The 25,906-nt window shown below is 50.3% G+C and carries 21 protein-coding genes; 10 read left to right on the top strand and 11 right to left on the bottom strand.

The annotated features are described in order from the left end of the window. Positions 1–286: 286 nt before the first annotated feature. The 5 genes from AC1S52_RS06295 to AC1S52_RS06275 all read right to left on the bottom strand — a co-directional run bounded on the left by AC1S52_RS06295 (position 287) and on the right by AC1S52_RS06275 (position 6,781). On the bottom strand, positions 287–1,165 hold the full coding sequence (locus tag AC1S52_RS06295) for a helix-turn-helix domain-containing protein (protein ID WP_482028160.1): 879 nt from the start codon (positions 1,163–1,165) through the stop codon (positions 287–289). Further along, complete coding sequence (locus AC1S52_RS06290) at positions 1,158–1,952, bottom strand: pseudouridine synthase (protein ID WP_482028159.1); 795 nt, start codon at positions 1,950–1,952, stop codon at positions 1,158–1,160. The genes AC1S52_RS06295 and AC1S52_RS06290 overlap by 8 nt, the downstream gene beginning before the upstream one ends. Before the next feature lie 179 nt (positions 1,953–2,131). Next, positions 2,132–3,508 (bottom strand): ATP-binding protein, encoded by a 1,377-nt coding sequence (locus tag AC1S52_RS06285; protein ID WP_482028158.1) that lies wholly within the window; start codon positions 3,506–3,508, stop codon positions 2,132–2,134. A gap of 38 nt (positions 3,509–3,546) precedes the next feature. After that, complete coding sequence (locus AC1S52_RS06280; RefSeq protein ID WP_482028157.1) at positions 3,547–4,347, bottom strand: response regulator transcription factor; 801 nt, start codon at positions 4,345–4,347, stop codon at positions 3,547–3,549. Between the two features lie 115 nt (positions 4,348–4,462). After that, positions 4,463–6,781: an IMS domain-containing protein gene (locus AC1S52_RS06275; RefSeq protein ID WP_482028156.1), complete on the bottom strand. Its 2,319-nt coding sequence runs from the start codon at positions 6,779–6,781 to the stop codon at positions 4,463–4,465. Between the two features lie 220 nt (positions 6,782–7,001). Between AC1S52_RS06275 and pdhA the strand changes: the two genes are divergently transcribed. Together pdhA and AC1S52_RS06265 are read left to right on the top strand one after the other, a co-directional pair. After that, the gene (gene pdhA, locus AC1S52_RS06270; RefSeq protein WP_482028155.1) at positions 7,002–8,036 is read left to right on the top strand and encodes a pyruvate dehydrogenase (acetyl-transferring) E1 component subunit alpha; all 1,035 of its coding nucleotides are present in this window, start codon (positions 7,002–7,004) and stop codon (positions 8,034–8,036) included. A gap of 368 nt (positions 8,037–8,404) precedes the next feature. Then, entirely contained in the window at positions 8,405–9,178 is a 774-nt protein-coding gene (locus AC1S52_RS06265) for an exosortase-dependent surface protein XDP2 (protein ID WP_482028154.1), read from the top strand. Between the two features lie 275 nt (positions 9,179–9,453). Here AC1S52_RS06265 and AC1S52_RS06260 read toward each other — a convergent pair whose 3' ends face one another. After that, complete coding sequence (locus tag AC1S52_RS06260; protein ID WP_482028153.1) at positions 9,454–10,239, bottom strand: ABC transporter permease; 786 nt, start codon at positions 10,237–10,239, stop codon at positions 9,454–9,456. Between the two features lie 172 nt (positions 10,240–10,411). Between AC1S52_RS06260 and AC1S52_RS06255 the strand changes: the two genes are divergently transcribed. The 5 genes from AC1S52_RS06255 (at position 10,412) to AC1S52_RS06235 (ending at position 16,368) form a co-directional block, all read left to right on the top strand. Continuing rightward, positions 10,412–12,370, top strand: a complete 1,959-nt coding sequence (locus AC1S52_RS06255; RefSeq protein ID WP_482028152.1) for an FAD-dependent oxidoreductase — start codon at positions 10,412–10,414, stop codon at positions 12,368–12,370. Between the two features lie 228 nt (positions 12,371–12,598). Then, positions 12,599–13,657, top strand: a complete 1,059-nt coding sequence (locus tag AC1S52_RS06250; protein ID WP_482028151.1) for an aromatic ring-hydroxylating dioxygenase subunit alpha — start codon at positions 12,599–12,601, stop codon at positions 13,655–13,657. Positions 13,658–13,884: 227 nt separating this feature from the next. Next, the gene (locus tag AC1S52_RS06245) at positions 13,885–14,433 is read left to right on the top strand and encodes a hypothetical protein (RefSeq protein ID WP_482028150.1); all 549 of its coding nucleotides are present in this window, start codon (positions 13,885–13,887) and stop codon (positions 14,431–14,433) included. Positions 14,434–14,515: 82 nt separating this feature from the next. Continuing rightward, on the top strand, positions 14,516–14,719 hold the full coding sequence (locus tag AC1S52_RS06240; RefSeq protein ID WP_482028149.1) for a hypothetical protein: 204 nt from the start codon (positions 14,516–14,518) through the stop codon (positions 14,717–14,719). 317 nt (positions 14,720–15,036) lie between these two features. Continuing rightward, complete coding sequence (locus AC1S52_RS06235) at positions 15,037–16,368, top strand: S1C family serine protease (RefSeq protein WP_482028148.1); 1,332 nt, start codon at positions 15,037–15,039, stop codon at positions 16,366–16,368. 2 nt (positions 16,369–16,370) lie between these two features. Here AC1S52_RS06235 and xth read toward each other — a convergent pair whose 3' ends face one another. The 4 genes from xth to AC1S52_RS06215 all read right to left on the bottom strand — a co-directional run bounded on the left by xth (position 16,371) and on the right by AC1S52_RS06215 (position 19,610). Next, a complete protein-coding gene (gene xth, locus AC1S52_RS06230; protein ID WP_482028147.1) occupies positions 16,371–17,156 on the bottom strand; it encodes an exodeoxyribonuclease III in 786 nt (261 codons plus the stop codon). A 91-nt stretch (positions 17,157–17,247) separates the two neighbouring features. Then, entirely contained in the window at positions 17,248–17,508 is a 261-nt protein-coding gene (gene rpmA / locus AC1S52_RS06225) for a 50S ribosomal protein L27 (protein ID WP_482028146.1), read from the bottom strand. Positions 17,509–17,584: 76 nt separating this feature from the next. Next, on the bottom strand, positions 17,585–18,004 hold the full coding sequence (rplU, locus tag AC1S52_RS06220) for a 50S ribosomal protein L21 (RefSeq protein ID WP_482028145.1): 420 nt from the start codon (positions 18,002–18,004) through the stop codon (positions 17,585–17,587). 199 nt (positions 18,005–18,203) lie between these two features. Next, a complete protein-coding gene (locus AC1S52_RS06215) occupies positions 18,204–19,610 on the bottom strand; it encodes an amidohydrolase (protein WP_482028144.1) in 1,407 nt (468 codons plus the stop codon). Between the two features lie 293 nt (positions 19,611–19,903). Here AC1S52_RS06215 and AC1S52_RS06210 point away from each other — a divergent pair, with 293 nt between their 5' ends. From AC1S52_RS06210 to AC1S52_RS06200, 3 genes are all read left to right on the top strand, one after another. Next, positions 19,904–20,614 (top strand): hypothetical protein, encoded by a 711-nt coding sequence (locus AC1S52_RS06210; protein ID WP_482028143.1) that lies wholly within the window; start codon positions 19,904–19,906, stop codon positions 20,612–20,614. A 56-nt stretch (positions 20,615–20,670) separates the two neighbouring features. After that, complete coding sequence (locus AC1S52_RS06205; protein ID WP_482028142.1) at positions 20,671–22,194, top strand: DnaJ domain-containing protein; 1,524 nt, start codon at positions 20,671–20,673, stop codon at positions 22,192–22,194. Between the two features lie 82 nt (positions 22,195–22,276). Beyond that, positions 22,277–23,932 (top strand): DUF4394 domain-containing protein, encoded by a 1,656-nt coding sequence (locus tag AC1S52_RS06200; RefSeq protein WP_482028141.1) that lies wholly within the window; start codon positions 22,277–22,279, stop codon positions 23,930–23,932. Positions 23,933–23,992: 60 nt separating this feature from the next. Here the strand turns inward: AC1S52_RS06200 and AC1S52_RS06195 are convergent, their stop codons facing one another. Beyond that, the gene (locus AC1S52_RS06195) at positions 23,993–25,717 is read right to left on the bottom strand and encodes a SulP family inorganic anion transporter (protein WP_482028140.1); all 1,725 of its coding nucleotides are present in this window, start codon (positions 25,715–25,717) and stop codon (positions 23,993–23,995) included. Positions 25,718–25,906 lie beyond the last annotated feature (189 nt).

Here is a 25,906-nt window from a genome sequence, read left to right as displayed (position 1 = left end):
TATCATTCACAACCCCAGGTTACTGTTGGAACTGTACCTATACGGGGTTAGGGCTGTTGCCAGGGATACCTGCTTAAAGCTGATAACCGTGTAAACATCAGTAATGAAATTTTAAGAATAGTAGAATTAATCATGGTTTCCGTATAGTTCTCCTATCCTGTAGTTATGAGCTTGGCTCAATTCCATAAAAGCCGTCAGCCAAATGCGATAAATAGGCTGGCATATAAAAAACTAACCCAGACCATAAGGTCTGGGTTAAATTTTTGACTAGCTAATGTGTATTTAGTTAATTTGAATTGGATACGGTGAGGGGAAGAGTGCCGATACCGCCGTCGGAGATCAGGGGAAGACTTGCCTGCGCCTTTAGATCAAAAGTCACTTCTTCTACCGCACCGGCTTCACCTAGTGGCTTTGCTGTTCCGTCATTAAAGCTAATCATCACTCCCCCGGCATTCCCGGCACGCAAGGTAAGTTCCTTATCTGCCGCCCAAGTTCGTTGAGAACCTTCCGGCAAAACTCCTTCAAACTCCGGTTTACCGTCAACTACCACCCGAATCCAGGATTGGGCTGTCAACATCAAGCCAACTCGCACAGGCTTTTGGGAGCCAGCAGCAGGCGTAGCTGGTTGAACGGTTGATTTGGCAGGGAGAAATGGACCCATCTGTGCTGTGTTCGGAGGCAGTTTGGAACTATCGGATCCCCCCGTTGGCGATGACTGAGAAGATTGGGGTCCGCTCGTGATGCCGACCATCTGGGGAGTAGTCCGGTTCAAAAGGTAGGACAGACCACCCACTGCTCCCATGACCAGCACCATGTACAGCACATATAGGTGTAACGGGCGCAGTTGAGCCTGAACGGTTCCCCTCCAGGACGTTTTAGGAAGATCTATATGGGTTTCGGTGGGAAAGGCGGTTGCAAAGTCCGCTCCGTTCAAGCCGATAGCATCCGCAAACCGGCGGATAAATCCTTGAACGTAGACTGGTTCAGGCAATTGAGCCGCATTCCCCGCCTCAATGGCTGCCAGAATCCGGACTGGAATCATTGTCTGTTCAGCAACCTGTTCCAGCGATAGTTGCTGGTTCTGGCGTAACTGATGTAAGCGATCGCCCAACTCTGAGAGCTTTTTTGCCTGTTCCCGGTTAAGTTGGAGAATCGGATCATTCATGAGCGGCACTCCTCTTCACAGGCATCCTTTCTGATGTTAAGTCAAATTGAGCTTTCAAGAAACCGATCTCAGTATCTTTCAGTGAACGATAGGCACCTTCGGATAGAGGGGAAGACTCCGGGGATTGCAACTGAATGGGACCAATGGCGGTTCGATGTAAGTGAATTACTGGATGCCCAAATTGTTCCGCAAGCCGTCGAATCTGCCGATTTCTGCCCTCTCTTAAAATGATTCGCAATTGTGTTTTGTGATCCGGGTGTTGCTGAATCACATTGACTTCTGCGGGCAGGGTTTTTTGCCCATCTAAATCCACCCCCTGCCGCCATGCCTGCAAAACGATAGTTGATGGGTAGCCCTGGACCCAGACCTCATAGGTTTTAGGAATGTGGTAACGAGGATGGGTGAGATAAAAGGTCAGATCCCCATCATTGGTCAGCAGCAGCGCTCCAGTCGATTCAGCATCTAGCCGACCGACCGGATGAATCCCCTGGTGCTTTTGTAGCTCGGCAGGAAGCAAATCCACGACCGTAACTCGATTCCAGGGATCAGTGCAGGTTGAAACGACCCCTGCCGGTTTATTTAATAACAAATAGATTGGCTCAGGACGACCCACCGACCGAATTTCTAACCCATCCACTTCTATCCGATCGAACAGCGGGTTGGCTTTTTGTCCCAGTTGAACCACTGAACCATTTAAACGCACCCGTCCTGCCAAGATCATCTGTTCCGCCTGCCGGCGAGAGGCGATTCCCCATTGAGATAAAATTTTCTGGATTCGCTCATCCATAAATATCCATCACACGACACCAAAAGCCTATCGGAAAAGCCTTAAAAGCAAAAGCCCAAAAAGCCCAACATCCGACCCAGGAGATATTCGGATAGGTTTTAAACCTCACCAACTTAGAGACCTATAGTTTTTCCTGAGAAAATCTCCAGTGCTCACCTTGGATGAGGTTTAAGAAAGATTTAAAGGTCTTGTCTATTGTAGGGCAAGAACATTTGCAGCCAAGCTCCGTGGGTCTCCGGATGGTTACTAGCCTTAATTAATCCCCCATGTGCCTCCACAATTTGGCGCACAATTGCCAATCCTAATCCACTTCCACCGCTGACAGGGGAAGAATTTTTGCCATTGCCTAACCCTCTGGAAGGGCGATCGCTGGGAGGTGTGAAGCTGTCTGCGATTGCCTTTACCCCTAGATTGCTGCGTGTGCGAGAAGGGTCTGCCCGGTAAAACCGCTCAAATAGGTGGGGCAGCGCACTCTCTGGGAAACCCGGTCCAGAGTCAATCACTTCCAGGCAGATCTGTTGGGGGCTGGCAGAAGAAGGCAGGAGGCTAATTTGCACTCGGATCGCTCCTTGCATGGGGCTGTATTTGATACTGTTATCCATCAAGTTCAACAGCGCCCGGTGTAGTTTTGATTCATCCGCTACAACGGTCAACTGGTCAGGTCCGTTGTAGTGGAATTGGATCTGCTTCTGGCTGGCTAATAGCTCCAAACTCGACCAGCTTGAGTGAATCAGTTTATTCAAATCTATCGTTCTCAGGTGTAGTTTCGGGGCGGGGCGTGCCTCTAACTGGCTCAGGTCGAGTAGATCCTGCACCAGGTTACTGAGCCGAATCGTTTCTTTTAGCAGGCGATCGATCCAGTCTCGCTGAGGGGGTTCCAGCCGCAGTTGAAGGGTTTCGGCAACCAGGCGAATGGATGTCAGGGGGGTTTTAAGTTCATGGGCAACGTCCGAGATCCAGCGATCGCGCTGCTGCATGAGGGAGACTGCTTCCTGTCGGTTCTCTAGAAAAACTCCGACCTGTTCATCCGAGAGGGGAATGGCATACCCGCGCAGCGGACAGGGTTGCTGCTGAGAAATGACTGATGGATCGGCATTGGTTGGATGGAACGTCCAGTCCTGTTGGCAGGGTTTGCCCGCTAACCGGGTCTGTTCTATTAGCTGGTCTAGTTCATAGGAACGCACGACCTCTAGCAACAGGCGAGGCTGGCTTGGCAATTGAGAAGCCTGAATGCAAAGCATCTCACAGGCTCTGGAGTTACACCAGAGGATCTGATTATCCTGGTCTACGGTGAGAAATCCAACGGGTAGGCGCTGACAAATCTGTTTCCAGACTTCCAGGTTTGCGATCAAATCTTGATGTTCTTGGCTATGGGCAGCGATCGCCCGCATTAACCTGGAAGTTGAAGAAAAAGACCAGTTGAGCGCGTCCGGTTGCAGAAACTGAACCAGACGCTTCAATTTAAAAGTGATGCGATTGTGATACCAGGCTAGAAACAGTAGCCCAACCGATAGCCCAACTAAAAAACACAAAAAATCGAAAAGGTTTTCTGGCATCAGTGTCACGCGATCGGCATGTAGCCCGAAGTGATCAGTTAACCAAACCGATAGCCAAATCCCCGCACTGTGACCAGGTATTCTGGGTTGCTGGGATCCATTTCAAACTTTTCGCGCAACCAGCGAATATGAACATCGACTGTTTTGCTGTCTCCAATAAAATCAGGTCCCCAAATGCGCTCTAACAATTGTTCCCGTGACCAGACTCGACGGGGATAACTCATGAACAGTTCTAGAATCTTAAACTCTTTAGGAGAAAAATTTATCTCCTCACCCCTGACAATCACCCGGCACTCCTGGGGATAAAGGGTAATATCCCGAAACTTGAGGGAGGGCTGCTCTGGTTCAATCTGAAGATGGTGATAGCGACGCAACAGGGCACGGCAGCGAGCAATCAGTTCTCTCATGCCAAATGGCTTGGTTAAATAATCGTCTGCGCCTACCTCTAAGCCCACCACACGGTCAGTCTCACTCCCCTTGGCACTCAGCATCAAAACAGGAACACTGTTTCCTTCACGCCGGATCAGGCGACACAGATCAAGCCCATTGATATAGGGCAGCATCAGGTCGAGGATGATCAGATCAAAAGGTTGGCTCTGAGGTTGCCGAACCCCCGTCAATGATGAGCGGGTTGAATAATTGGGGATGACTTCGTCGGTCTGATGAATCAAATCCAACGCGGTGCGCCCATCTTCGGCTGTTAATACCTCATAACCTTCTTCCGCTAGTGCCAGGGCGATCGTCTCACAAATTAGCTCTTCGTCTTCAACAACTAACACACGACCAATCTTAAGACTTGACTGACTCTTAGGGGAGTCCATCGGTAAGGTGAGTGGCATAAAGGGAATTCCTGTCTATCCAGGCTGATCCTATCACTAATGGATGGTTCAGTATGTCTTGATACTGTCCACCCCTACATTTTTATGCAAGCTCAAGAATGCTCAACAGTCATGTTTACTGAATTACCTGCCAGTTTTGAATCCGCCACTGGTTTTCAACCCGTGCCAAATCGTACTGAACTCGCAGTTGAGGATCGGAGCGGGAATCATCTAACTGATCTCCTTTGTAAAACTCAGTCGCTTCACTAACTTCAGCCGTGATTTTTGCAGTATCAGGAGCTTCCTGACTCTGCTCAACCTCCGCAATCTTGACCTTGTGGGTGTACTTCCGATAATTGCCAGACTGCTTCTCGGCTTCTGCTGCTCCCTGCCACTCAGCCAACTTGGGACCTGTGAGGATCTGGCTAAGTTTTTCAGTAGCGTGGTCAGGACCCATCGCCGCTGCTTTGGCATTCAACCAGACTTCAATTAGCTGTTGAGCTGATTCAGTGGTCAAGGTGGCTTCGGATAGGGCATCTGTTGGCGATTCAATTAGCGTTACCAGAGGCTTGTCTAACTCCAGCATTGGCTGCTCTTCAACTACTTGCTGACTCTGGTTTGCCCCTGATACTTGCAGGGTTTTGATTAGCCAGGCAATCAGGAAGCCCAAGCCAATCATGCCGATGATAACGGCGGCATAGGGTAGATAGCGTAGCGGTCCATTGGTCTTGGGGCTGGCACTGCGCGATCGCCCCCGCTCCTCCAGAGAATCCCCGCCGCTCCGTCGAGGGGCGGTGGCGGTGCCGCCCGGTCGCCCACCGCTGCTGCCCCGTGGGCGTTCTCCCCGTGGGCGATCACCACTGGGACGGGCGGAGGCAGTTCGACTGGGATTGGGGGATTGCCCTACCCGTTCAGCCGCAACCATTGTGGGCACTTCGCCGGAGGGGCGATCGCCTACCAGGGTTGCCGTACCAGTACGGGCAGCAATACGGTGACGGGCAGCTTCAATCAAAGCCTCATCGGAGGGCCGCCCCCCCAGGGATTGCTCCCCTCGCGCCAGCACTGGCTCTACCTGCGCCGGTGCCTCCGGGCTGGTACGCCCACCAGCAAAAGCAGGGCTGGCAACCGCTGGGGCTGAAGCAACGGGCGAATACGGCGATCGCTCCGTCATCCATTCACTGGTTGTTTCTACCTCATTGGGCAATTCTTCCAGATAGGACTGCACCTGCGGGTCTGCAAAATACTCTTTCAGCGATGCCTGTTGCCGTGCCAGGTCGCGGAAGTGGGGAAAAACCTCGTCCTGAAGCCAGCGTTCAGCATAGAGACAAAGACCGGGCAGCAGATCAGGTGAAGTTTGAGAATGTTCCCGAATAAAGGCGATCGGTCCGTACTCCTGGCTCAGTTCCAGGGCACGACTGGCTTCTTCAGTTTGCCCCAATAGCAAGGCACAAACTGCCTGCTCCAGATGCACATCCTGTCGGTTACTAAGACGCATCAACAACATTTTTGCTCGCCGCACCAGCACCGGCTGGCAATCGGCAAATCCCCTTGCCAGGAGGGCATAGACAGCCAGGTAAGTGGCGACGGCTGAGGGACGTTGGGCTTCTTGTTCAAACAACACCTGCTGTTCTGGTGCAGTTAAATAACCGCGCAACTGCTGAATGAACCGCAAAAAGTCATCAATATTTAACCCAGATTGGTCATCCCCGGATCCATCAATTCCATCCCGCTCATGCAGCATGTCTTGAAGCAACTGCATTCCCCGATAACGCTCTTCGGTTTGATTGTCAGGCAGTGCCAGCAGTTCCAGCACCCGGTAGGGACGGAGCTTATACAGGTCTGTCTGGATCTCACCGCGGACTCCGGCAAACAGCCCTTCGCGCAAAAGTAGCTGCTGACCTGTTTCCAGGGCTTCTGCGGCATTTTCATATTGTCCCTGCTGCCATTGCTCTCGCCCTAATTCGAGGCAGGCAAGGGCAACGGTCAGCACAATATCCGAGTAGACGATGGTGGGATCGCCATATTCTCCACCCTTGAGGCTGGCAGTACCACCCGTTAAAAAGGGGCGACCTAGCTTCAGCACCAGCTCATATTCACCCAAATCTTGCAAAATCAGCAAGGCACCGACGAATTGGTCGGAGTGAATCTCAATGTTAGGGGTATGGGCATCGGACCCACCATCGACCGCCGCCGATGCCCCACTGGGAGGTTCTAATTCGGGTTCAAGTTCGTAGGTTTTGGCAAGAAAGTGAGCGTCATAGGCTTGCCGCCGTTGCCCATCGGAGAGAATTTCATAGGCTTCGTCTAGCAATTTCTTACGCGAAGCAATTGCCGCATCCGAATATTCTCGCCGGGGTAACTGTAAGGTGCGATCGCGATGCGCCTGTCGCAACTGTTCAGTCGTAGCCTGAATCGGCAAACCCAATATCCGGTAGTAATCAAGCGGGATACGCACAGTACACTTCCCCAGCACTAAGCAGTAAAGTTAAGCTAATGGAACGGTCAACGGTCTGTAAAATGCAACCACGATAACCGGCTTCCGCCAATGTGGCAGTTTACCCCAGGATATTCAAAAACAACCAGGAAGTAACATTAATTCTAGATAGATCTCAGATTTTGTAGATCAAATTTGCCAGAGAGTAATCCGTTAAAACGTTGTAACCCAGGACAAGTCAATGGTTCAAGAAAGAGCACTCCCGAAATTTCAGACATCAACTGCTCAAGTCACCCGCGAAGAGGGGCTACGACTGTACGAAGATATGGTGCTGGGGCGCTTTTTTGAAGATAAGTGCGCTGAAATGTATTACCGGGGCAAAATGTTTGGTTTTGTCCACCTTTACAACGGGCAGGAAGCCGTCTCCACTGGCGTTATTCAGGCAATGCGCCCCGGCGAAGACTATGTCTGTAGCACCTACCGGGATCACGTCCATGCCCTCAGTGCTGGAGTGCCTGCCCGTAATGTGATGGCAGAATTGTTCGGCAAGGAAACCGGCTGTAGTAAGGGTCGGGGTGGTTCCATGCACCTGTTTTCGGCAGAGCATGGTCTGCTGGGGGGCTACGCTTTCATTGGGGAAGGGATTCCGGTTGCCACAGGAGCCGCCTTTCAGTCCAAGTACCGCCGGGAAGTGATGGGAGATGAGACTGCCGATCAGGTGACCGCCGCCTTTTTTGGAGACGGAACAACCAACAACGGTCAGTTTTTTGAATGCTTGAATATGGCGGCTTTGTGGAATTTGCCCATCCTGTTTGTGGTGGAAAATAACAAATGGGCGATCGGCATGGCGCATGAGCGGGCAACTTCCCAACCAGAGATTTACAAGAAAGCCAGTGTGTTTGGTATGCCCGGTGTCGAAGTTGATGGGATGGATGTGCTGGCAGTACGGGCGGTGGCACAGGAGGCGGTCGCCCGTGCCCGTGCGGGTGAAGGTCCCACGTTGATTGAATGCCTCACCTACCGTTTTCGGGGGCATTCCCTGGCAGACCCAGACGAACTGCGATCGAAGGCTGAAAAGGAAGCCTGGTTAGCCCGTGACCCGATTAAGAAGTTCGCGGCTTACCTGCTGGAGCAAAATCTGGCATCCCAGCAGGAACTGAAAGAGATTGAGAAAAAGATCCAGGCAGAGGTGGAAGAGTCAGTGAAGTTTGCCCTGGAAAGCCCGGAACCTAAGGCTGAAGATCTTTACAAGTACGTGTTTGCCGAAGATGAGTAGGAAAGTGGACCAATAGTGACCACAGTCATTAACCAGTACCCTCCTCAGGTTTGGGTAAAAATTCAGACCATAGGTTTCTGGATCTAGGAAATATTACCGGGATACACCGATGTGAATGAACGCTTCTAGCGATTGGCTAGGGGCGTTCTTTATCTAAATACCGATATAAATTCTATTTTTATAAAGGGAGTACAAAAAATACCAGATCATAAAATCCCAAAAAAGGGACTGGGAATACTGAGAACACCCCCAACCGTTTAGCAACACCAGAGCAGAAAGTCTTTCTCAAGCTGGCTTCCTCTCAAGCTGACTTGAACCCTAAATGGCTAATTGTGAAATCAGGCAACATTACCATTCCCTTTGAAACTATGAACCTGAAATATTTTTTGTCCACTTTTGGACTTTTAACTGTTGGGTTAGCGTTTTCTAGTACATCTGCCTACGCTTTTTCGTTTACAACCAACCTTGCTCCTGGCAGCACTGATCCTAAGGGAGACATTTTTCTTCAATCCGTTACCCTGGGCAATGGGACAGCGGTTAATAGTTTTTCTCTGGTCAATAAGGCTACCATTATCAACAACGATTCCTGGACAGGAGGGAACACAGGTGCTGCCAGCGCTGATCGGGGCGATAATGCCTCTGGTATCAAACTGGAAGCCGCAACGAATGCCAGTGTCGCAGCTAGTTTGGGTAACTTGAACCTGAACAATATTATTGATACCGAAGATACAGGCTCCTTCAAAATCAATGTTTCCTTTGAGCAAGCAGTTTCCAACCTGTTCTTCTGGGAAAGGGGGATGAACAGCAGACTTGGGATCCAGGCACTGGACGGCAGCGACAACCTGATTGGTAATCTGCTGGTGTTGGACAGCAGCAAATGGCAATGGGCAGGCTTCAGCATTGATACCACTGAAATTAGCGGTGCCCAGCGCGTAGGCTCTTTAGGGGTCAGCCTGGCAGATCTGGGAGTTTCTGGTCCCATTCAAAGCATTCAGCTAACTAGTAACCGCTCTTTCAATGGTCCAGACTTCAAAGTGGTCGGCGAAGCAGCCGCTGTACCAGAACCTACCACGATGGCGGGTTTAGCGATCGCCGGTCTTGGCATGGCGGCTGTCCGCCGTCGCCAGAACAAAAAAGCTTGAACTGGGTTTATAACGCTTCTCAAATGGGGTGGCTGGAATTCCAGGTAGCGGATGCGGGTGCCGGGTACTGGGTATCGGGTATCGTTCCCTCTCCTCTAACCCCCTTGCTAAAACGGTTTTTATACCCCCGGAATCTTGAAGATTCTGGGGATTTTAGTCAAGGTTTCTGCTTGAATCAGGCTTTAGCCAATTCAAATTTCAAACCACCCAAGACCTCTGAGGTTTTTGAAAACCTCAGAGGTCTGAGCGTCAGAGATCACGAATCTCCTCTGTCCTCAAAGTCGTCGTTCTACCTGCAACATGCGACGGTAAGAGAGCCAGCCCAGAATCACCATCACCAAGGAAAACACCACTAGAAACCAGAAGTGGATAGCAATTTCCTCTAACCCGTTCCCGTCAGCCACCACCTGGGTTAGGGCTTCATTCATGTGGTAAATGGGGTTGTAACGGGCGATATCCAGCAATACTTCAGGAAAAATAAAGGCAGGTACAAAGGCTCCGCCCAGAATCAGCAGTGGTACACCAAAGGTTGCCACCAGGGCATTCACATCTTCAGTCCGGCGAGCAAACTGGGTACCCAGAATAAAGCCGACACCAACGTAGGACAGAATACTCAGCAAGATAATGCTCCCACCCAGAAGCCAGGAGCCGCGAAATTGGGCACCCATTGCCGCGGCGATCGCCCCAATCAGGATTGTTTGTCCGATGGCGATTACTGCATGTGCCAAAAAGATTCCCAGAAAGTAGGAGGTGCCGCTCAGGGGAGAAAGGAATAGTCGCCGTAGGGTGCGATGCTCCCGCTCAGAGACGACCGTTGCCACACTGCCGCCCAGGCAACTAAAGAACAGCGCTGCCCCGACCAGGGTTGCTGGGGCTGCCCGTTCAAACGCTTCCTGAAAGGACAAATTTTCCTTTGCCCGTTCGGCATAAATCACCCCATTCAGCAGTAATATCGCCACTGGAAAGATTGTCCAAAAAACCAGGCTGCGTCGCCGTCGTCCCAGTTCGGTTAAAATGCGGCGGGCGATCGCTAAGGTTTCATTCCAGTATTTCATAGGCATTTTTGGCACTTTTCCAGAAAACACTGGTACATTATGTATCTCTTGCCTGACCGGGTGGTCTGTCAAGAATTTTTGTAAAAATCTTCAAAAAGATAATTCTTACAAACTCCTGTACCCGTCAGTAAAACTTGACAGACTAGAAATTTGACAGATTACCAGAACCAGAGACTGCATGACTCGGCTATTTGATTTTCCTGTTCAGCATCCCTTTTCTCGACGAACCATTCTCAAGTTATTCGGGGTTGGGGCAGTGGGAGGAATGCTTGGTTACTCCCGATTTTCTAAACCTCAACCCGCTGTCTTTCAAAAAGATTCTCTGACGCTACCCTACCATCTGAGCAAACCTCGGCGGGTCGTGGTGGTGGGCGGTGGGCTGGCGGGGCTTGCCTGTGCCTATGAACTGAGCCAGCGGGGGTTCAGTGTCACCTTGCTGGAGCGGGCACCCCAGTTGGGGGGGAAAATTGCCAGTTGGTCGATTCAGGTCAACGGGCATCCATTTATGATGGAGCATGGCTTTCATGGCTTCTTTCCCCAGTATTACAACCTCTGGAGTCTGGTGGATGAACTGAAGATCAATCAAAACTTTAAGTCCCTTAACTTCTACTCGGTGGTTTATAAGGGCGATCGCTACAAGCCCGAAGTGTTTCGTCCCAGCCATTCATCCTTTCCGTGGAACATTGTCGATCTGGCAATTTCTTCTAACAATCGTCTGCGCTGGGGCTTAAACCTGACCAAATACGAACACTGGCAGGTCTTTCGGGAGATCACAGGGTTTAATCCTCAAAGTACTTTCAAACGCCTGGACGACATTTCCGTCACCGAATGGGTACAACGTGACTTTCCCCGGGGACTTTATGACCTCTACTTTTTGCCCTTTGCTAAGTCCAGCCTGAATGCGCCAGATGTTCTCAGTGCAGGAGAACTGATGCAGTTCTTTCACTTCTATTTCTTCGGCAATCCAGAGGGGCTGGCATTCAACGGTACTCGACAGGATATGGGAACCAGTCTGGTGCAACCGATCGCCCAATCCATTCTGGATAACGACGGCAAAATCATCACCGAGGCGACCATCAGCAACATCCATTGGGACAATGGGCAAATTGCTTCTCTGACTTACCAGACTGGCAGCACCCACAACCTGGTCCCCTTCTGGGTGGATTCCAATCCGGTGCTAAACCAACAGTTGGGTAGCCTGCAATTCTATGGGGGTGGGGATGAAGTCTATGCCACAAACGGGGGAAATGATCAGGTGCTTTCGCTCACCTGCACCCACCAGGGCTGTACAGTCAAGCCGGAGGCAAATGGGGAATTTCATTGCCCCTGTCATGGTGCCGTGTTTGACAAAGATGGTCGGGTTGTCCGGGGACCTGCCCAACGGGATCTCGACCGTTACAAAGTTCTCAACCGGGAGGACAACCGACTGCAACTACTAGCCGTCAAGCCAGAATCGGCCCCAACGACCGTGGAAACCTTGACAGCAGACTACTATGTGTTTGCGGCGGATGTTGTCGGCATGCGCCGACTATTTGCCGATATGACTGGCGAGGTTTACCCGCAAGTCAGGCAGCAGGTAGAGCAATTAGCGATCGCCGATCCCTTTGCCGTTTGCCGCTTCTGGTTCGATCGCGACTTTGAATGGGAACAAAGCTGGTTCACTTCCCTGTCTGGCTACCGTCTCACCGACAGCATTACCCTCTACCACCGGATTCAGGATGATTACATCGCCTGGGCGAAAAAGACAGGCGGCAGCGTGGTTGAACTCCATGCTTACTGCTATAAGGAAAAAGAATTCCCAACTCAGGAAGCACTTCTGACCACTTTTGAGCAGGAACTATATGAGATTGTGCCAGATCTGAAAGAAGCGACCCTGCTACACCGGGAACTGGTCAACCAGAAGAACTTTTCCGGTTATCCCCCCGGTAGCGATCGCGATCGCCCCTCCACAGAAACCCCAGTCCCCAACCTCTTCTTTGCCGGAGACTGGGTTAAGATGCCCTTCCCCTGCGGGCTAATGGAACGTGCCATCAGCAGCGGCTTGCTTGCTAGCAACGCCATTGTGTCCCAGGAAAACTTACAGCGTCGTCCCCTGTTGACTGTGCGCCCAGAGGGGATGTTGTCGATGCTGACTTAGGTGTCAGTAAGGAAGTGAGGAGTGAGGGGTGAGGAGTGAGAAATGAGGGGGTGGGAGGTAAGTATTCGCCAGGAGTCGGTAGTCTCTCAACTCCATCTTCCACCAAATAATGGTCATCTATTAAACTCAAAATGCTTATCTTAATTCCCCCCTCTCTCCCCATCCCCATTTACATTCAAAATTCAAAACTCTCTCAACTCTTAACTCTCAACTTTCTCCTCCTTCCCTATGACCGCCGCTCCCATGTCCCCTACTCGGTTTGATGTTCGTCAGGCAGGAATTAATCCGAACCACTGGTATGTGGTAGCTCAGTCGGATGAGGTGAAGGATAAACCAGTGGGGGTGGTGTTGTGGGAGCAGGCGATCGCCCTGTATCGGGATAGCCAGGGGCAGATTCAGGCGCTAGAAGACTCTTGCCCCCATCGGTTTGTCAAATTGAGCCGAGGCAAGGTCTTGGGCGATGACATTGAGTGTGCTTATCATGGCTGGCGAATTAACGCTGAAGGTGGGTGTGCGGCGGTTCCTTGCCTGGCAGAGAACCAAAAGTTGCCAACTTGCAAGATTCGCCGCTACCCCGTCAGGGAGCAGGATGGATTCATCTGGCTGTTTCCAGGAGATTCCGCACTGGCAGACCAGATAGCCCCAATGGGAGTTCCCGAGTGGGAGCACTTGAATCACCTCGGCTCTTTCACCGTCATTGAAGCGGAGGCACACTTTTCTTACTTAATTGAGAACTTGATGGATATGTACCACGGGCATCTGCATCAGGACTGGCAGGCGTGGACAGGAGCCGTGTTACAGGATTTGGAAGAGACGGGCGATCGCGTGGATGCCCATTACCAGGCACAGAACTATTACCAGATCGATAAAATTTGGTCTGTCTCCCAGCTATTCTTTCCCCAACTCCGTCGCCTCCACCCCGATCCGCTAGATGTTAGTTACGTGTACCCCCACTGGACATCGCGCTTAGGAGACGATTTTAGGATTTACTGCCTGTTCTGTCCGGTCAGCAAAACCCACACCCGTGCGTACCTGGTTCACTTCACCTCCCTGGAAGCATTTCCCAATTTGCATAAGCTTGCGCTCTCCTTCCGCCGCTTAATTAAAAACAGCCTATTCAACACGGCAAGAGGGCTTCTAAAAGGTCTGGTTGTCCAGGATATCGTGATGATTGAAGACGAACAGCAGGCTTACTTAAAGAATCCTGAGTGCCGCCCCCATGAACTTAACCGCGCTCTTGTTAGTGTTCAACGTTTGATTCGTGTTCAAGCAGAAAAAGTGGTTTGAAGGCAGCTATATTTTTGGTTAGATCTAATATTTAGCCAAGGATACAGAAAGCGAGATAGCCTCAGTAACTGAATGATGCACCTCAGATTTGAATTGGCGGCTTCAGTTCAAAGGGTTTGATGGAGTTATTAGCCCTGACATTTGCTGCTGATCTTCCTCGCTATACTGAATGACAGCTCAATACTAAATATTAAAAAATAACCAATACCCAGTGGAGATTATATTCGATGGATCTTGTTCAAATAATAGGAGTGTTTCTTGCAAGTGCTTTAGGGGCAGGGACATTTCTCAAGTTTTCAGCGGAGAAGATAATCGAAACGGGGCTTCAAAAAGCTTTGCATAAAGAAACCCTTCTAACCGAAACCGATCTTGAGTTTAGGAAACGCCAACTAGAGGAATTCTATGGACCCATTTACGCATCCTTAAAATTAAGTTCTGAGATTTATCCGCTTTGGCTGAAGGGATCCTTTCAAGAAGTCGATCAAGATATCATCGCGTTATTCAAACGTCAGAATGATGAAATCACAACAATTCTCAAAACCAAGGCACATTTAATGGATGGAGGAGAGTTCCCACCGGAGTTCACCAAATTTATGACATCCGCTACGATATGGGGAATGTATTGCACACGGACAGACCATCCTTATCTGCCTGAAAATATTGCCGGTATGCAACAAGTTAAATGGCCCCAAGAATTTGAAAGTCATATTTTTACTAAAACAGAAGAGTTAAAGAAGACGTTAGATATTTTGTTGGTGAAATATAGAGCTAAATAGTGCAACTTAACAAGCGATCGCACTGGGATAGCATTGATTTTGACTACGGTATTTCTCAAACAATCCAACCAATTTTTCAACTATGACATTACTGGCAGCAAAAGTGGATGAATTGTTTGTAGAGTCGGATACACCTGATTCGCCTGGTTATGCTTTAGCTGTGATCAAAGCTGGTGAAATCATTTGCAAACGTGGTTATGGCATCGCCAATACAGTGCTTGACTTCATTCGCAACCACCAAAACCAGGTGGTAGGCTTCAATTTGGGAGCTGGAGACATAAAGTAAATCTACTTCAGCAAGCGTTTTTTTTGAGGCGGGTTTCTCGCAATATTAAATTATGTAAAAACCGGTAGACTCCTGTATTTCTACACAAGCTTTGGTTGGATTACTACTGGTACCCTCTTGAGATAGTTTTGTTCTATACCAACTTCTGGTAAAGTCCGATACTTTTTGGCGGCGGCAGGAAATGGCAGTGTAGAGAAGGCTTTTCGGTTCATCGCTTAATCAGCAAGCCCCTTGCCTGTAGGAGAGCGGCTTTTCTGTACCGTCAATGGGTAATCCCTATATAGGGATCGGCTTAGAATTGCATACTTGTATGATTTATGGCTAAAACTATCTGGAGTATTTTTCTTGCGGTAATGCTGCTGTGGGTGGCTCCTCAACTGCCTGTGCAAGCGGACCTTGCTTCTATTCAACGAATTCCCAATAGCTCACCATTTTTAGAAGGATTGCCCCTGGTACATGAAATGCCGCCGATTGAGGTGGCACGAATTCGTTCAGGGTTGCTCCCTGGAGTGGTTCTGGGTGGGCATCATGAAGGGTTTTTGAACGTTTTACAAGAACGCTATGTTGCTTCAGGTCTGTTAGATGAACGATTAGAAGAAGCGATACGCCGTTTGTTGGAAGATGAACTGAGTTTAGCGGGATACCAGGTTGTGCCCACACAAGTTGGTTCTGTATTTGAGGAACAGTTGGCAGAAGCGCCAGAACCGGGTAGACTCTTGTTGGGTGGCACGATTACTCAAACAACCCAAAACTCCTACAGTTCATGGTTGGGCGATCGCACGCGAGAGCAGCGAACGGTTCGTTGGGAAGTCTTTGACCGTGAACTCAATAAAGTGATCTACCGCCGTGAAACGATGGGTGAGGCAGAGGCGGAAGGGGTTCACAACTCTGCTGCCACCTATGAGGCAATCCGGTCAAGCTTTCGGGCATTTTTGAGCCAGCCCGATTTTGCCACACTGATTCAGCCGATTCCTACCCCCAGTCCTTCATCTACCTCAATGGCTCAATCGATTACCGCGATCGCCAGTGCTAATCGACCGCTCACGATTGAGCAAATTGCTGGACGTGCTATTCCCTCAATTGTGCGAGTTCGCACCCCCAGCGGACGGGGCACCGGCTTTTTACTCGATTCAGCAGGGCTGATAGTGACCAATCAGCATGTGGTGGGTTCGTCCTTTTCCGTCAAAGTGGATCTTTACGATAGTTCCACACGAACGGGGCGCGTGATTAAACGAGATGCCACCTCAGACATTGCCCTGCTTAAACTAGAAGGTGACACACCAGGAATTACCGGACTGCCCATCTGTCAGACGAATGCCGTCAAAGTTGGTGAAGCAGTGGTTGCTATTGGAAATCCTCTCTCCTTTTCCAATACCGTAACCCAGGGGGTTGTGAGTGGGTTTAGGACGGTCGCATCCCGTCACCTGATTCAAACAGATGCTGCTGTAAATCCTGGAAACAGCGGTGGTCCTCTCTTCAATCGCTATGGAGCTGTGATCGGGATTGTGACTGAAAAAATTGCCAGCAGTGGCGTAGAGGGCTTAGGGTTTGCCTTGCCCATCGCGGAATCTCTGCAAAAGCTCAATGTCAAAATCAACCCATCGGAGGGCACACCGTTGGATCCGTGTGGTAATCCTGTTCAAATCTAAATTTAAAGTTCGACTGTCACTGGAATATGATCGCTTGGCTGCTCTAACTTGCGGGGTTCGATGTCAATGGTACAGGCGATCGCCCGTGTATATAAATCAGGGGTGAGATAGATGTGATCAATCCGCCAACCGAGATTACGACGAAAGGCTGCCTGCCGATAGTCCCACCAGCTAAAGTGCCCGCCTCCCTGAGTAAATTTGCGGAACGCATCCTCCAATCCCAGATCCAGAACTGCCCGTAAAGTCTGCCGCTCTAGATCGGTTGCCATCACCTGTTTTTCCCGCCCGGTAGGGTCGTGAATATCAATGTCTTCCAGGGCAATGTTAAAGTCGCCACAAACCAGCAACGCCCCCGGTTGCTTCAGCAGCATTGCTTTGAGATAGTCCTGCAAAACTGCAAGCCAGCGGAGTTTGTAAATATACTTATCACTGCCAACGGAGGACCCATTAGGCACGTAGAGATTGACTACTCGAATGTTGGCGATCGTGCCAGCAATCACCCGTTTTTGCTCGTCAAAAGCAACGCTCTCCTCTCCCAAAACCGAGGAAAAGCCCAGGTTCACATCAGTTAGAGGATTGCGACTGAGGATGGCAACCCCGTTATAGCTTTTCTGCCCAGAGACATAGACGTGGTAGCCCAGTTCTACGAAAGGTTCACGCGGAAAGTTTTCATCGACAACTTTGGTTTCTTGCAGGCACAGAACATCAACCGGGTGCTCCTCTAACCATTTCACCACATGGGTCAGGCGAGTGCGGATTGAATTGACATTCCAGGTGGCAATTTTCAAAGCAAGTTCAACCGTTTACCAGAAAGTTTACATACAAAAGGGACGTTGTACTCAACGTCCCTACCCTTAATGACGGTTTAAGGATTAAGCACTATGCTTCGGCTGGATAGACGCTAACTTTCTTTTTGCTTTTACCGTAGCGTTCAAAGGTGACTACGCCAGCAATCAAAGCAAAGAGGGTGTCATCATTACCCCGCCCCACATTCTGACCAGGGTGGATCTTGGTGCCCCGTTGCCGCACCAGGATATTTCCAGCTTTTACAACTTGACCACCATAACGCTTAACGCCCAGACGTTGAGCATTCGAGTCGCGACCGTTACGAGTACTACCTGTACCTTTCTTATGAGCCATAGTTCCCTCTGCCTTTACCGATAACCTACAAAAATTGAGTCCAAAATCGAGTAGTTGCAGTCTAGTTAAGATCTGTTTACTCTTCTGCCGCAGTTTCTGGCTCGACAGATTCAACTTCCGCTTCAGCGGCTGGAGCTTGAGCAGGCTCTGCCTTAGCTGCTGGTTTAGAACTAGAGCCACCCAAGCTGATGCTATCAATCATGAGGCGGGTCAGTTCTTGCCGGTGACCTTGCTTCTTGCGGGTTTTCTTTTTGGGGCGCATCTTATAGACAATGATTTTTTTGCCCCGTAAATGTCTCATGACCGTTGCTTCAACGGTTGCGCCTTCAACCAGAGGTTGCCCAATACTAATTGTGCCGTCGTCTTGGACAAACAATACTTTGTCAATCGTGATTTGAGAGTCAGGTTCGGCGGCAAGTCGCTCTACATCGTAGAACCGACCTGGCTCTACCCGTAACTGTTTGCCACCCGTTTCAATAATTGCGTAAGAAGTCATGGAAGTGCTCTAGAAGTTGCCGTACAGGTAGCCTGGGGTTAAGTGTTTTGAGATAGAAGGTTTGAATTAGTAAAAGCTTCACAGATCAAACAGTCGGCTCAATATTAAAACCCGATACAGGCTTTTTGCGTCTCACCTGATCCGAGCAGGAATTGACAGCCAGTTATCCAGTATGCCTGGTTAAGGAGGGAGATGTCAACTAAAGAGAAGGCAGATTTAACACAGAGCGGTAGTGGGTTTCGACTTGCTGGAGTGTCTTTGAGGGGCGATCGCTTGCCCACTGGCTGCGTTCAAATAGCTCTTTTCTAAGATTGTCCACATCAATGGTGGTGACTTTGCCATTGGCTACAATCCGGTTTCCTCTCACCCAGGCGCTATCAACGGCTTGCGTCGGACGACCCAAAACCAGTAAGCCGATAGGATCGGTGCAGGGAAGTAGGGACAGGTTTTTCAGATCATACAGCACCAGGTCTGCCTGCTTACCCACCTCCAGGGAGCCAAACTGGTCTGCCATGCCTAACCCAGTTGCCCCCCCTTGGGACGCAATTTGGACTGCGTCGCGGGGGGTAATCCAGTTTTGGTAATCGAAATCGGTAATGTTGTGCAGGATGGTGCCAATCTTGATGGCTTCCAGCACGTCCTGGGAGTCGTTGCTGGCGGAACCGTCGCAGCCAAAGGCAACGTTGACCCCCGCCTGAAGGTACTTGAGAATAGGAGCAATGCCACTGCCTAGACGCAGATTGCTGAGGGGGTTGTGCACTACTGTAGAGCGGGTTTGTGCCAGAAGTTGGGTGTCTGCATCATCTAACCAGACGCAATGGGCAAGGGAAGTGCGGGCACTGAGGAAGCCAAGATGTTTGAGATGGGTGACAGCGCTACAACCATATTTTTCCTCTGCTAACATCTGCTGGGCTTTCGTTTCCAGCAGGTGAGTATGGCGGGCGAGGTGGTGGTGATCGCTCAACTCAATCACTCCCTCAAACAAGGCATCGGAACAAAGCTGTGTTCCTGTTGGTGCAACCAAAATCTCAATGCCTGCTTCAGGTTGGTGGAACTGCTTCACCGCCTCTTGCATTAACTCTAGCGATGCTTCCGTTTCCCGCAGATAGGGAGTGGTTTCCCGGCGAGCAGAGCCAGACGGAATACCGGCTGTCAGTGTTTCATCCTGAATCAGAGGACCGACGAAAGCGCGAATTCCAATTTCTTGATAGGCACGGACGGCAGCGGCGATCGTCTCCAGTTCACGACCGGGGATCAGCACTAAATGATCCACGACGCTGGTTCCTCCCGACAGAAGGGTTTCCACGGCTGTTCCTAAGGCACTCAGATAAACCTGCTCCGGCTCAATCGGGGGGAAATCGTAAAGTTCAGCTATCCATAGTTCCAATGGCAGGGGAGCAATTCCGCCTCGTTGCCACATTTCGGAAGAGTGGGTGTGGGCATTGACGAAGCCTGGAAGCAAAAGCTTGTCGCGACCCTCGATCGCGGTTCCAACAACCTCAAGGGCAGGAGCGATCGCCGCAATCCTACCATCCACAATTTGAACATCAACCGTCTCGTAGCCATCTTTTACCGGAATCAGGGCACTCTGGATTGTATAGTTCACAAGTTTAGTCCGTGGGTTTCAACCGAAACAGGTCTGAAAATGTAAATGTATTTTAAGAACTCTTGCCAGGAATACACAAGGTCTTGCAATGCCAAACGACTGGTAAATTTCTGATTCAGGAAGATGCCCACCATGACTTGTTAGATCGCTATCCTGCTTGGATTCTGAGCAAGGATTTCCCAGGCATCTTTTCTCACCAAGCCTCTCACGCTTGCAACTGATTTAGAACTGCTAGAGAAACCGTTGTCCTGGAATAAATTGGAACCACTGGCTTTTCCCCAAAAAATTTAGAGATGAAACCTGATCTAGAGGATTTGAAGATTGCCCCTCAAGAGATTGAAGGCTTAACCGGATTCGAGGTGAATCAGGTCTTCATTGGTGGGGCTGTGGGGGGGAGTTACCGCCCATCAATCTTTCGCTATCCCAAGCGGTTGGTTTCTTTTGCGATCGCCCAACTATTCATCTCAATACTGACCTTTATCTTTACCTTACCCCTTGGACTGTGGGTAATTCGTGATTCCCCAGGTGCAATCAACAACTTTTCTACCATGCAGCCATTTCTACTGGGCACGCTAGGAACCACGGCTGGTGTGATCTTTGCCTGGAATATTTATATGGTGTGGAAAGCAAAAACTTTGAAAATGCTGGCGCATCTTTTGGATGAAGTAGACCGATACAACGAGGTGATTCAGGCGGTGGATGTGTTAGATCGGTTGGAGGCAGTTGGGAACCAGCAGGCGATCGCCATCAATCGGGATCAGGTTCTAGAAGCACTCAACTTCACCCGTAAGAGCCTGGTTTGCGGACTCATGACCGAGCGCATTCTTCGCCAAAATCGGAAACTGCTTGCCCGTCGGTACGAACTATTTGCCAATATCGAAAGTAACCTGATTGCCCTCAAAACCCTGGAAGTGAATCATCAGGCAACCGAATATGCAGAACTCCTGAGTGAAGCCCTTCAAATTGGAGCCACTGTACATCGCGAGGTGCGGGAGATTACTTAACTTTCAACTCTCAACTCAAAACTTTCAACTCTCGACTGCCTACTCCCCCTCCCCCCATGACCAACCTAAACCGCTACTACAAAATCCTGGGTCTTCAACCGGGGGCTTCTCAGGTAGAGGTGAAACAGGCGTATCGCAATCTGGCGAAGACATGGCATCCCGATCGCTTTTCCCATGACCCACAGCTAAAGCAACAGGCGGAGGAGAAACTCAAGGCACTGAATGAGGCGTATCAGCATCTGAAGGAGCATCAGCCTTCAGACGAACAACCTCCAAATCGGGGGCGATCGCCTGCCCCACCGCCATCACGCCCAGGGGTTTCTGTCAGATCGTCGGGGGCGGAAGCTTTTTATCAGCAAGGGGCAGAGAATGTAAAAGCTGGCAACTACAAAGAAGCCTTGGACGATTTCAGTCGGGCGATTCGACTCAATCCAAATTATGCGGAGGCATATCGCTATCGGGGATTTGTGCATTCGCTATTAGGGTTTGAACTGGGGGCGGAGTCAGATTTAAGGAAGGCAGAAATATTAGGTTTGGAGCGCCGGGTATCCTTTACCTCTGAAGGGAAGAAAGCATCCCCTGGGGATAACGTTCGTAGTCCGTTTGAGCAGCCTGTTGCTCCGAAAAGATCTGCTCAGTCCCCTGCTTCATCTTCTCCGGGGACCCCCTCTCAACGAGTCCCATTCCTGAACTGGAAGTGTGTCCAAACCCTGAACGGACATGGGGATGCGGTGACTGTGATCGCGATCAGCCGCGATGCCAAGATGCTGGTTAGTGCCAGTCGGGATGCCACGATTCAATTCTGGAACCTGCGAACGGGTAGTCAGGTTGGTACGTTGTCTGGACACAAGTCCCCAATTTATTCTTTGGCGATCAGTGCAGATAGGCAACTATTAGCCACTGGTGGCGAGGATCAAACCATTAAGCTCTGGCATTTGCGGTCGGGCAGCCCAGTTAGGACTTTAATCGGGCACACGGATGTGGTGCAATCGTTGGCTATCAGTCCTGACCGGCAAATTTTGGTCAGCGGTAGCCGGGACGGTACAGTGAGAACCTGGAGTTGTAGCAGTGGTGAGTTATTACACGTGCTGAATGAACACGCTGCGCCGGTCTGGACGATCGCCCTTAGCCCGGATGGGCAGACCATTTACAGTGGTGGTGAAAGTCAGACGCTTAAATTGCACCACTTAAGAACTGGAGAACTGCTGCGATCGCTAACTGGGCATCCCGCCGCAATTCTCGCCCTTGCGGTCAGTTCTGACGGGCGCTACTTTGTGACGGGCGCAAACGACTGGCAGGTGAGGTTGTGGGATGACGGCTCCGTGGTGACAGGCAGTCCTATTGGCGCGTTTGCCGGACATCGGGGCAACGTAGGTGCGATCGCCTTCAGTCCCGATCATCAAACATTTGCCAGTGGCAGTGATGACCACACGATTCGACTTTGGACTATCGATCAAAGAGAAGCTGGCATCCTGACTCAACATAGGGCGGCTGTTACATCACTGGCATACAGCCCGGATGGGCAAATACTCATTAGCGCCAGTGAGGATAAAACAATCAGGATTTGGCAACGAGATTAAATCCTTTTTTTGATTGAATGATGCATCCAATCAATCACTCAGACCGTACCAGAGCCGTACACTGTCTGAGGGAAATTGCCCAATGATTTCTTCATACCCAAGCTTCAACCAATCACGGAATAGATTTCTACGACAAGATCCTGGAGTCATTCGTGACCTCATCAGCCAATTGGAATCAAGCTTAGGAATTGACCTGGGTGATATCATCCGAGAGGTGATTGGTGATGCCAGAACAGCTCCCGATCCGATGACAGCTCAATTTGTCGGACTTACCAAAGATAATAGCCTCGCATTTTTTAACAACGATAATTTAGCAAAGGTTACCACGGTAGATGTAACTGGACTGCAATACGGTGAAACCCTTTTAGGAGTTGATTTCCGCCCCAATACTGGAGAACTCTTTGGCTTAGGCAGCAGCAATCGCCTGTACACGATTGATGTCATGACTGGCAGTGCGACACAGGTTGGGACTGGTGCCTTTTCAGTTCCCCTGACTGGCACTAACTTTGGCTTCGATTTCAATCCTACGGTCGATCGCATTCGGGTGGTGAGTGATGCGGGGCAAAACCTGCGCCTCAACCCTGACACAGGTGCGGTGGTGGATAGCGATCCTCTATTAAATGGGATTCAGCCCGATGGGGACTTAAATGGGGCAACCCGTTCAATTGTGGGAACGGCTTACACCAATAATTTCACGGGAGCAACTGCTACCACCCAATACGGTATTGATGCCGAAACCGATCAACTCTTTATCCAAGCTCCACCGAATGCAGGTACTCAAACCCTGGTCGGTGCCCTCGGATTCGACTTTAGCGCCAATACAGGGCTGGATATAGTCACTCAAAATGGTACCAATACGGCATTTGCGGTTTCAGATTCATCCCTCTATTCCATTGACCTGACCACAGGGGGGGCAGCATTCATTGGCACCATTCAAGACAGAAGAACACCGCTGGATCTGGTTGGGTTTGCAGCCAGAAGTCCAATTGTAAAGCCCGACCCACTGACATCTGAGTTTGTTGGGTTAACTGATGACAGCAATCTGGTGTTTTTCAACTCGAATGCGTTGAACAATGTGACGCGAGTGGATGTGACTGGGTTAGAGCATTGTGAAGCCCTGTTAGGAATCGATTTTCGTCCCAATACTGGGGAACTTTTTGCCCTCAGCAGCAATAATCGGTTATACGCCATTGATATTGCTACTGGAGCAGCCACCCAGGTTGGTGAACGGTTTGCGGTCTACCTTGAGGGTGAGAATTTTGGCTTCGATTTCAATCCTACGGTCGATCGCATTCGGGTGGTGAGCGATGCGGGGCAAAACCTGCGCCTCAATCCCGATAATGGCATGGTTGTGGATGGCGATCCGCTGGTGGCAGGCATTCAGCCCGATGGTAGCCTCAATGGCGGCACCCGCTCAATTGTGGCAACTGCTTACACCAATAGTTTTACGGGAGCAACGACGACGGTTCAATACGGCATTGATGCAACCACCGATCAGCTATTGATTCAAGCTCCGCCGAATGCAGGCACTCAAACTCTGGTGGGTTCTCTGGGTGTTGATTTCAGTGACAATGCCGGATTGGATATTGTGTTCAGGAATGGAGTGAATACTGCATTTGCAACATCTAATTCATCGTTGTACTCGGTCGATCTGAACTCCGGATCCGCCCGACTGTTGGGTGAAGTTCGAGATGGCATCGCACCCGTCAATTTAATTGGCTTTGCTGCCGCAGCATAAGATTCTGCCCCCCCCGGCTCTGCCGGGGGACTGGTTCAAAACAAAATATTAGATTGCACTTCAAGAATCGATCATGGTCGTGTAGGAAGGAGTCTCTGGATGTATCAGTGCAAATGATGATTGCAATGCCTGGAAGCGATTTTCTACTTGGTGAATTTGAGGTGGTATTGTTACAGATTGTTCCGCAGATCTTCGGTTCGCTAACGTAAACCGATGTAACTGAAGTTTTTCAATCCGTCGTTGCACTTGTCCGGGGATCACAACAATCCACACATGGCGATCGCGCTTGACAGCATCCTGCACCATTGTTTCGATCGCCAGGGCGGCTGTGATACCAATCGTTGGGACTTCGCTGAGATCCAAAACCAGGATTTGATAGTCTTTAACAATCGCCATCCGTCGAGAGATAATCTTAGCGGCTCCGAAACTCATGGGACCCCCTAACTGAAAAAGTAAAATATCTCCCCCAGATTTTGTCAGGATTTCCTGTTCTGCCAGGCTCAGGTTAGCACACTGGGTTGGGTCTGTGATTGCCTGGACGCGATCGCTCTGCACATCCGTTAACCGCTTAATCGTCAGCAGGTTGGCAATAAATACCCCAACCACTACGGCGGTAATTAGATCGACAAATACCGTTAGCAATAGCACCAGATACATCAATCCAGTGCCCTTCAGGGAGAGACGAGGGACACGCTTAATAAAGCCCCAGTCAATAATGTCAACCCCAACCTTCAACAGCAGACCTGCCAGTACCGCATGGGGAATCACAGTGGTCAGGGGAGCCGCCCACAGTACCACCAGCAGGAGTATCAGTGCATGGATCATCCCAGACAGCGGTGTTTTCCCGCCTGCCTGGACATTTACCACCGTCCGCATTGTGGCTCCCGCTCCGGGCAACCCTCCAAATAGACCTGCCAAACAATTACCAATTCCCTGCCCAATTAACTCCTTATCCGAATCATGTTGGGTGCGCGAAATGCTATCTGCTACCAACGACGTCAACAGGGAGTCGATCGCCCCTAAAGCTCCCAACATTAAGCCGTAGCGCAACATATCTTGCAACTCGCTGAGGCTAAACATCGGCATTCGTAGTCTGGGCAATCCCGTTGGAATTGCACCAATCCGAGGAATATCGGCATTACCAAACATAACCACTGAGACAAGCGTGCCGACTATCAATGCCAACAGGGGAGAGGGCAAAATCCGGTTCAGCTTGGGCGGGGCAGTAAACACAATCACCAACACCAGCAGTCCCAGACCCAAAGCAACTGGATTGGGCTGGCTCAGGTAGGACGGCAATTGGTGCAGCGTTCCCCAAACCCCACCTGTTCCGCTATGGCCCATCAAGGGTGGCAGTTGCAGCAAGATAATAATCACTCCAATCCCAGACATGAAGCCAGAGATAACGGTGTAGGGCATGAGTGTGATGTATTGCCCTAAACGCATGACTCCAAACAGGATTTGAAACAGCCCGCCTATTATCACAACCGTAAACGCCATTGCCAGCCCAGTGTCAGGGTGACGGGCAACTAGCGTGGTGATCAGGGCGGTTGTGACAACGGTCATGGGCCCGGTAGGTCCCGAAACCTGGGCAGGGGTGCCCCCAAATAGTGCGGCAAAAAAGCCGACTAAGATCGCACCGTACAGGCCAGCGATCGCTCCTGCCCCAGACGCAACCCCAAAGGCGAGTGCCAGCGGCAGCGCGACGATCGCCGCTGTCAAACCACCAAATAAGTCGCCCCGAAAATTCCCAAACTCGATTTTGTTGATCAGGTGAATCGACACAATGTTATTGACCCCACTCTCGCCCTAAAGCTGTTGCGTTTAAGTTTCCTCCTAACATCATCCCTATAAAGTGACCCCTGCTACCCGTTTATGCTATGTACTAGTACAGCAAAATGAAAGTTTTACAAGGGGTAATAAGGTGAAACCCTTTCTTGGGGGCGAAGCCCCCAAACCCCCAGGTTGCAAAGT

The sequence above is a fragment of the Kovacikia sp. CALU 1929 genome (genome assembly GCF_056784235.1).
This window is presented reverse-complemented; position numbering and strand designations above follow the sequence as displayed.

Excerpts from the sequence above, each read along its gene's own strand:
- AC1S52_RS06295 (WP_482028160.1), bottom strand. The coding sequence starts at position 1,165 with ATGAATGATCCGATTCTCCAACTTAACCGGGAACAGGCAAAAAAGCTC.
- AC1S52_RS06290 (WP_482028159.1), bottom strand. The coding sequence starts at position 1,952 with ATGGATGAGCGAATCCAGAAAATTTTATCTCAATGGGGAATCGCCTCT.
- AC1S52_RS06285 (WP_482028158.1), bottom strand. The coding sequence starts at position 3,508 with ATGCCAGAAAACCTTTTCGATTTTTTGTGTTTTTTAGTTGGGCTATCG.
- AC1S52_RS06280 (WP_482028157.1), bottom strand. The coding sequence starts at position 4,347 with ATGCCACTCACCTTACCGATGGACTCCCCTAAGAGTCAGTCAAGTCTT.
- pdhA (WP_482028155.1), top strand. The coding sequence starts at position 7,002 with ATGGTTCAAGAAAGAGCACTCCCGAAATTTCAGACATCAACTGCTCAA.
- AC1S52_RS06265 (WP_482028154.1), top strand. The coding sequence starts at position 8,405 with ATGAACCTGAAATATTTTTTGTCCACTTTTGGACTTTTAACTGTTGGG.
- AC1S52_RS06260 (WP_482028153.1), bottom strand. The coding sequence starts at position 10,239 with ATGCCTATGAAATACTGGAATGAAACCTTAGCGATCGCCCGCCGCATT.
- AC1S52_RS06255 (WP_482028152.1), top strand. The coding sequence starts at position 10,412 with ATGACTCGGCTATTTGATTTTCCTGTTCAGCATCCCTTTTCTCGACGA.
- AC1S52_RS06250 (WP_482028151.1), top strand. The coding sequence starts at position 12,599 with ATGACCGCCGCTCCCATGTCCCCTACTCGGTTTGATGTTCGTCAGGCA.
- AC1S52_RS06245 (WP_482028150.1), top strand. The coding sequence starts at position 13,885 with ATGGATCTTGTTCAAATAATAGGAGTGTTTCTTGCAAGTGCTTTAGGG.
- AC1S52_RS06240 (WP_482028149.1), top strand. The coding sequence starts at position 14,516 with ATGACATTACTGGCAGCAAAAGTGGATGAATTGTTTGTAGAGTCGGAT.
- AC1S52_RS06235 (WP_482028148.1), top strand. The coding sequence starts at position 15,037 with ATGGCTAAAACTATCTGGAGTATTTTTCTTGCGGTAATGCTGCTGTGG.
- rpmA (WP_482028146.1), bottom strand. The coding sequence starts at position 17,508 with ATGGCTCATAAGAAAGGTACAGGTAGTACTCGTAACGGTCGCGACTCG.
- rplU (WP_482028145.1), bottom strand. The coding sequence starts at position 18,004 with ATGACTTCTTACGCAATTATTGAAACGGGTGGCAAACAGTTACGGGTA.
- AC1S52_RS06210 (WP_482028143.1), top strand. The coding sequence starts at position 19,904 with ATGAAACCTGATCTAGAGGATTTGAAGATTGCCCCTCAAGAGATTGAA.
- AC1S52_RS06205 (WP_482028142.1), top strand. The coding sequence starts at position 20,671 with ATGACCAACCTAAACCGCTACTACAAAATCCTGGGTCTTCAACCGGGG.
- AC1S52_RS06200 (WP_482028141.1), top strand. The coding sequence starts at position 22,277 with ATGATTTCTTCATACCCAAGCTTCAACCAATCACGGAATAGATTTCTA.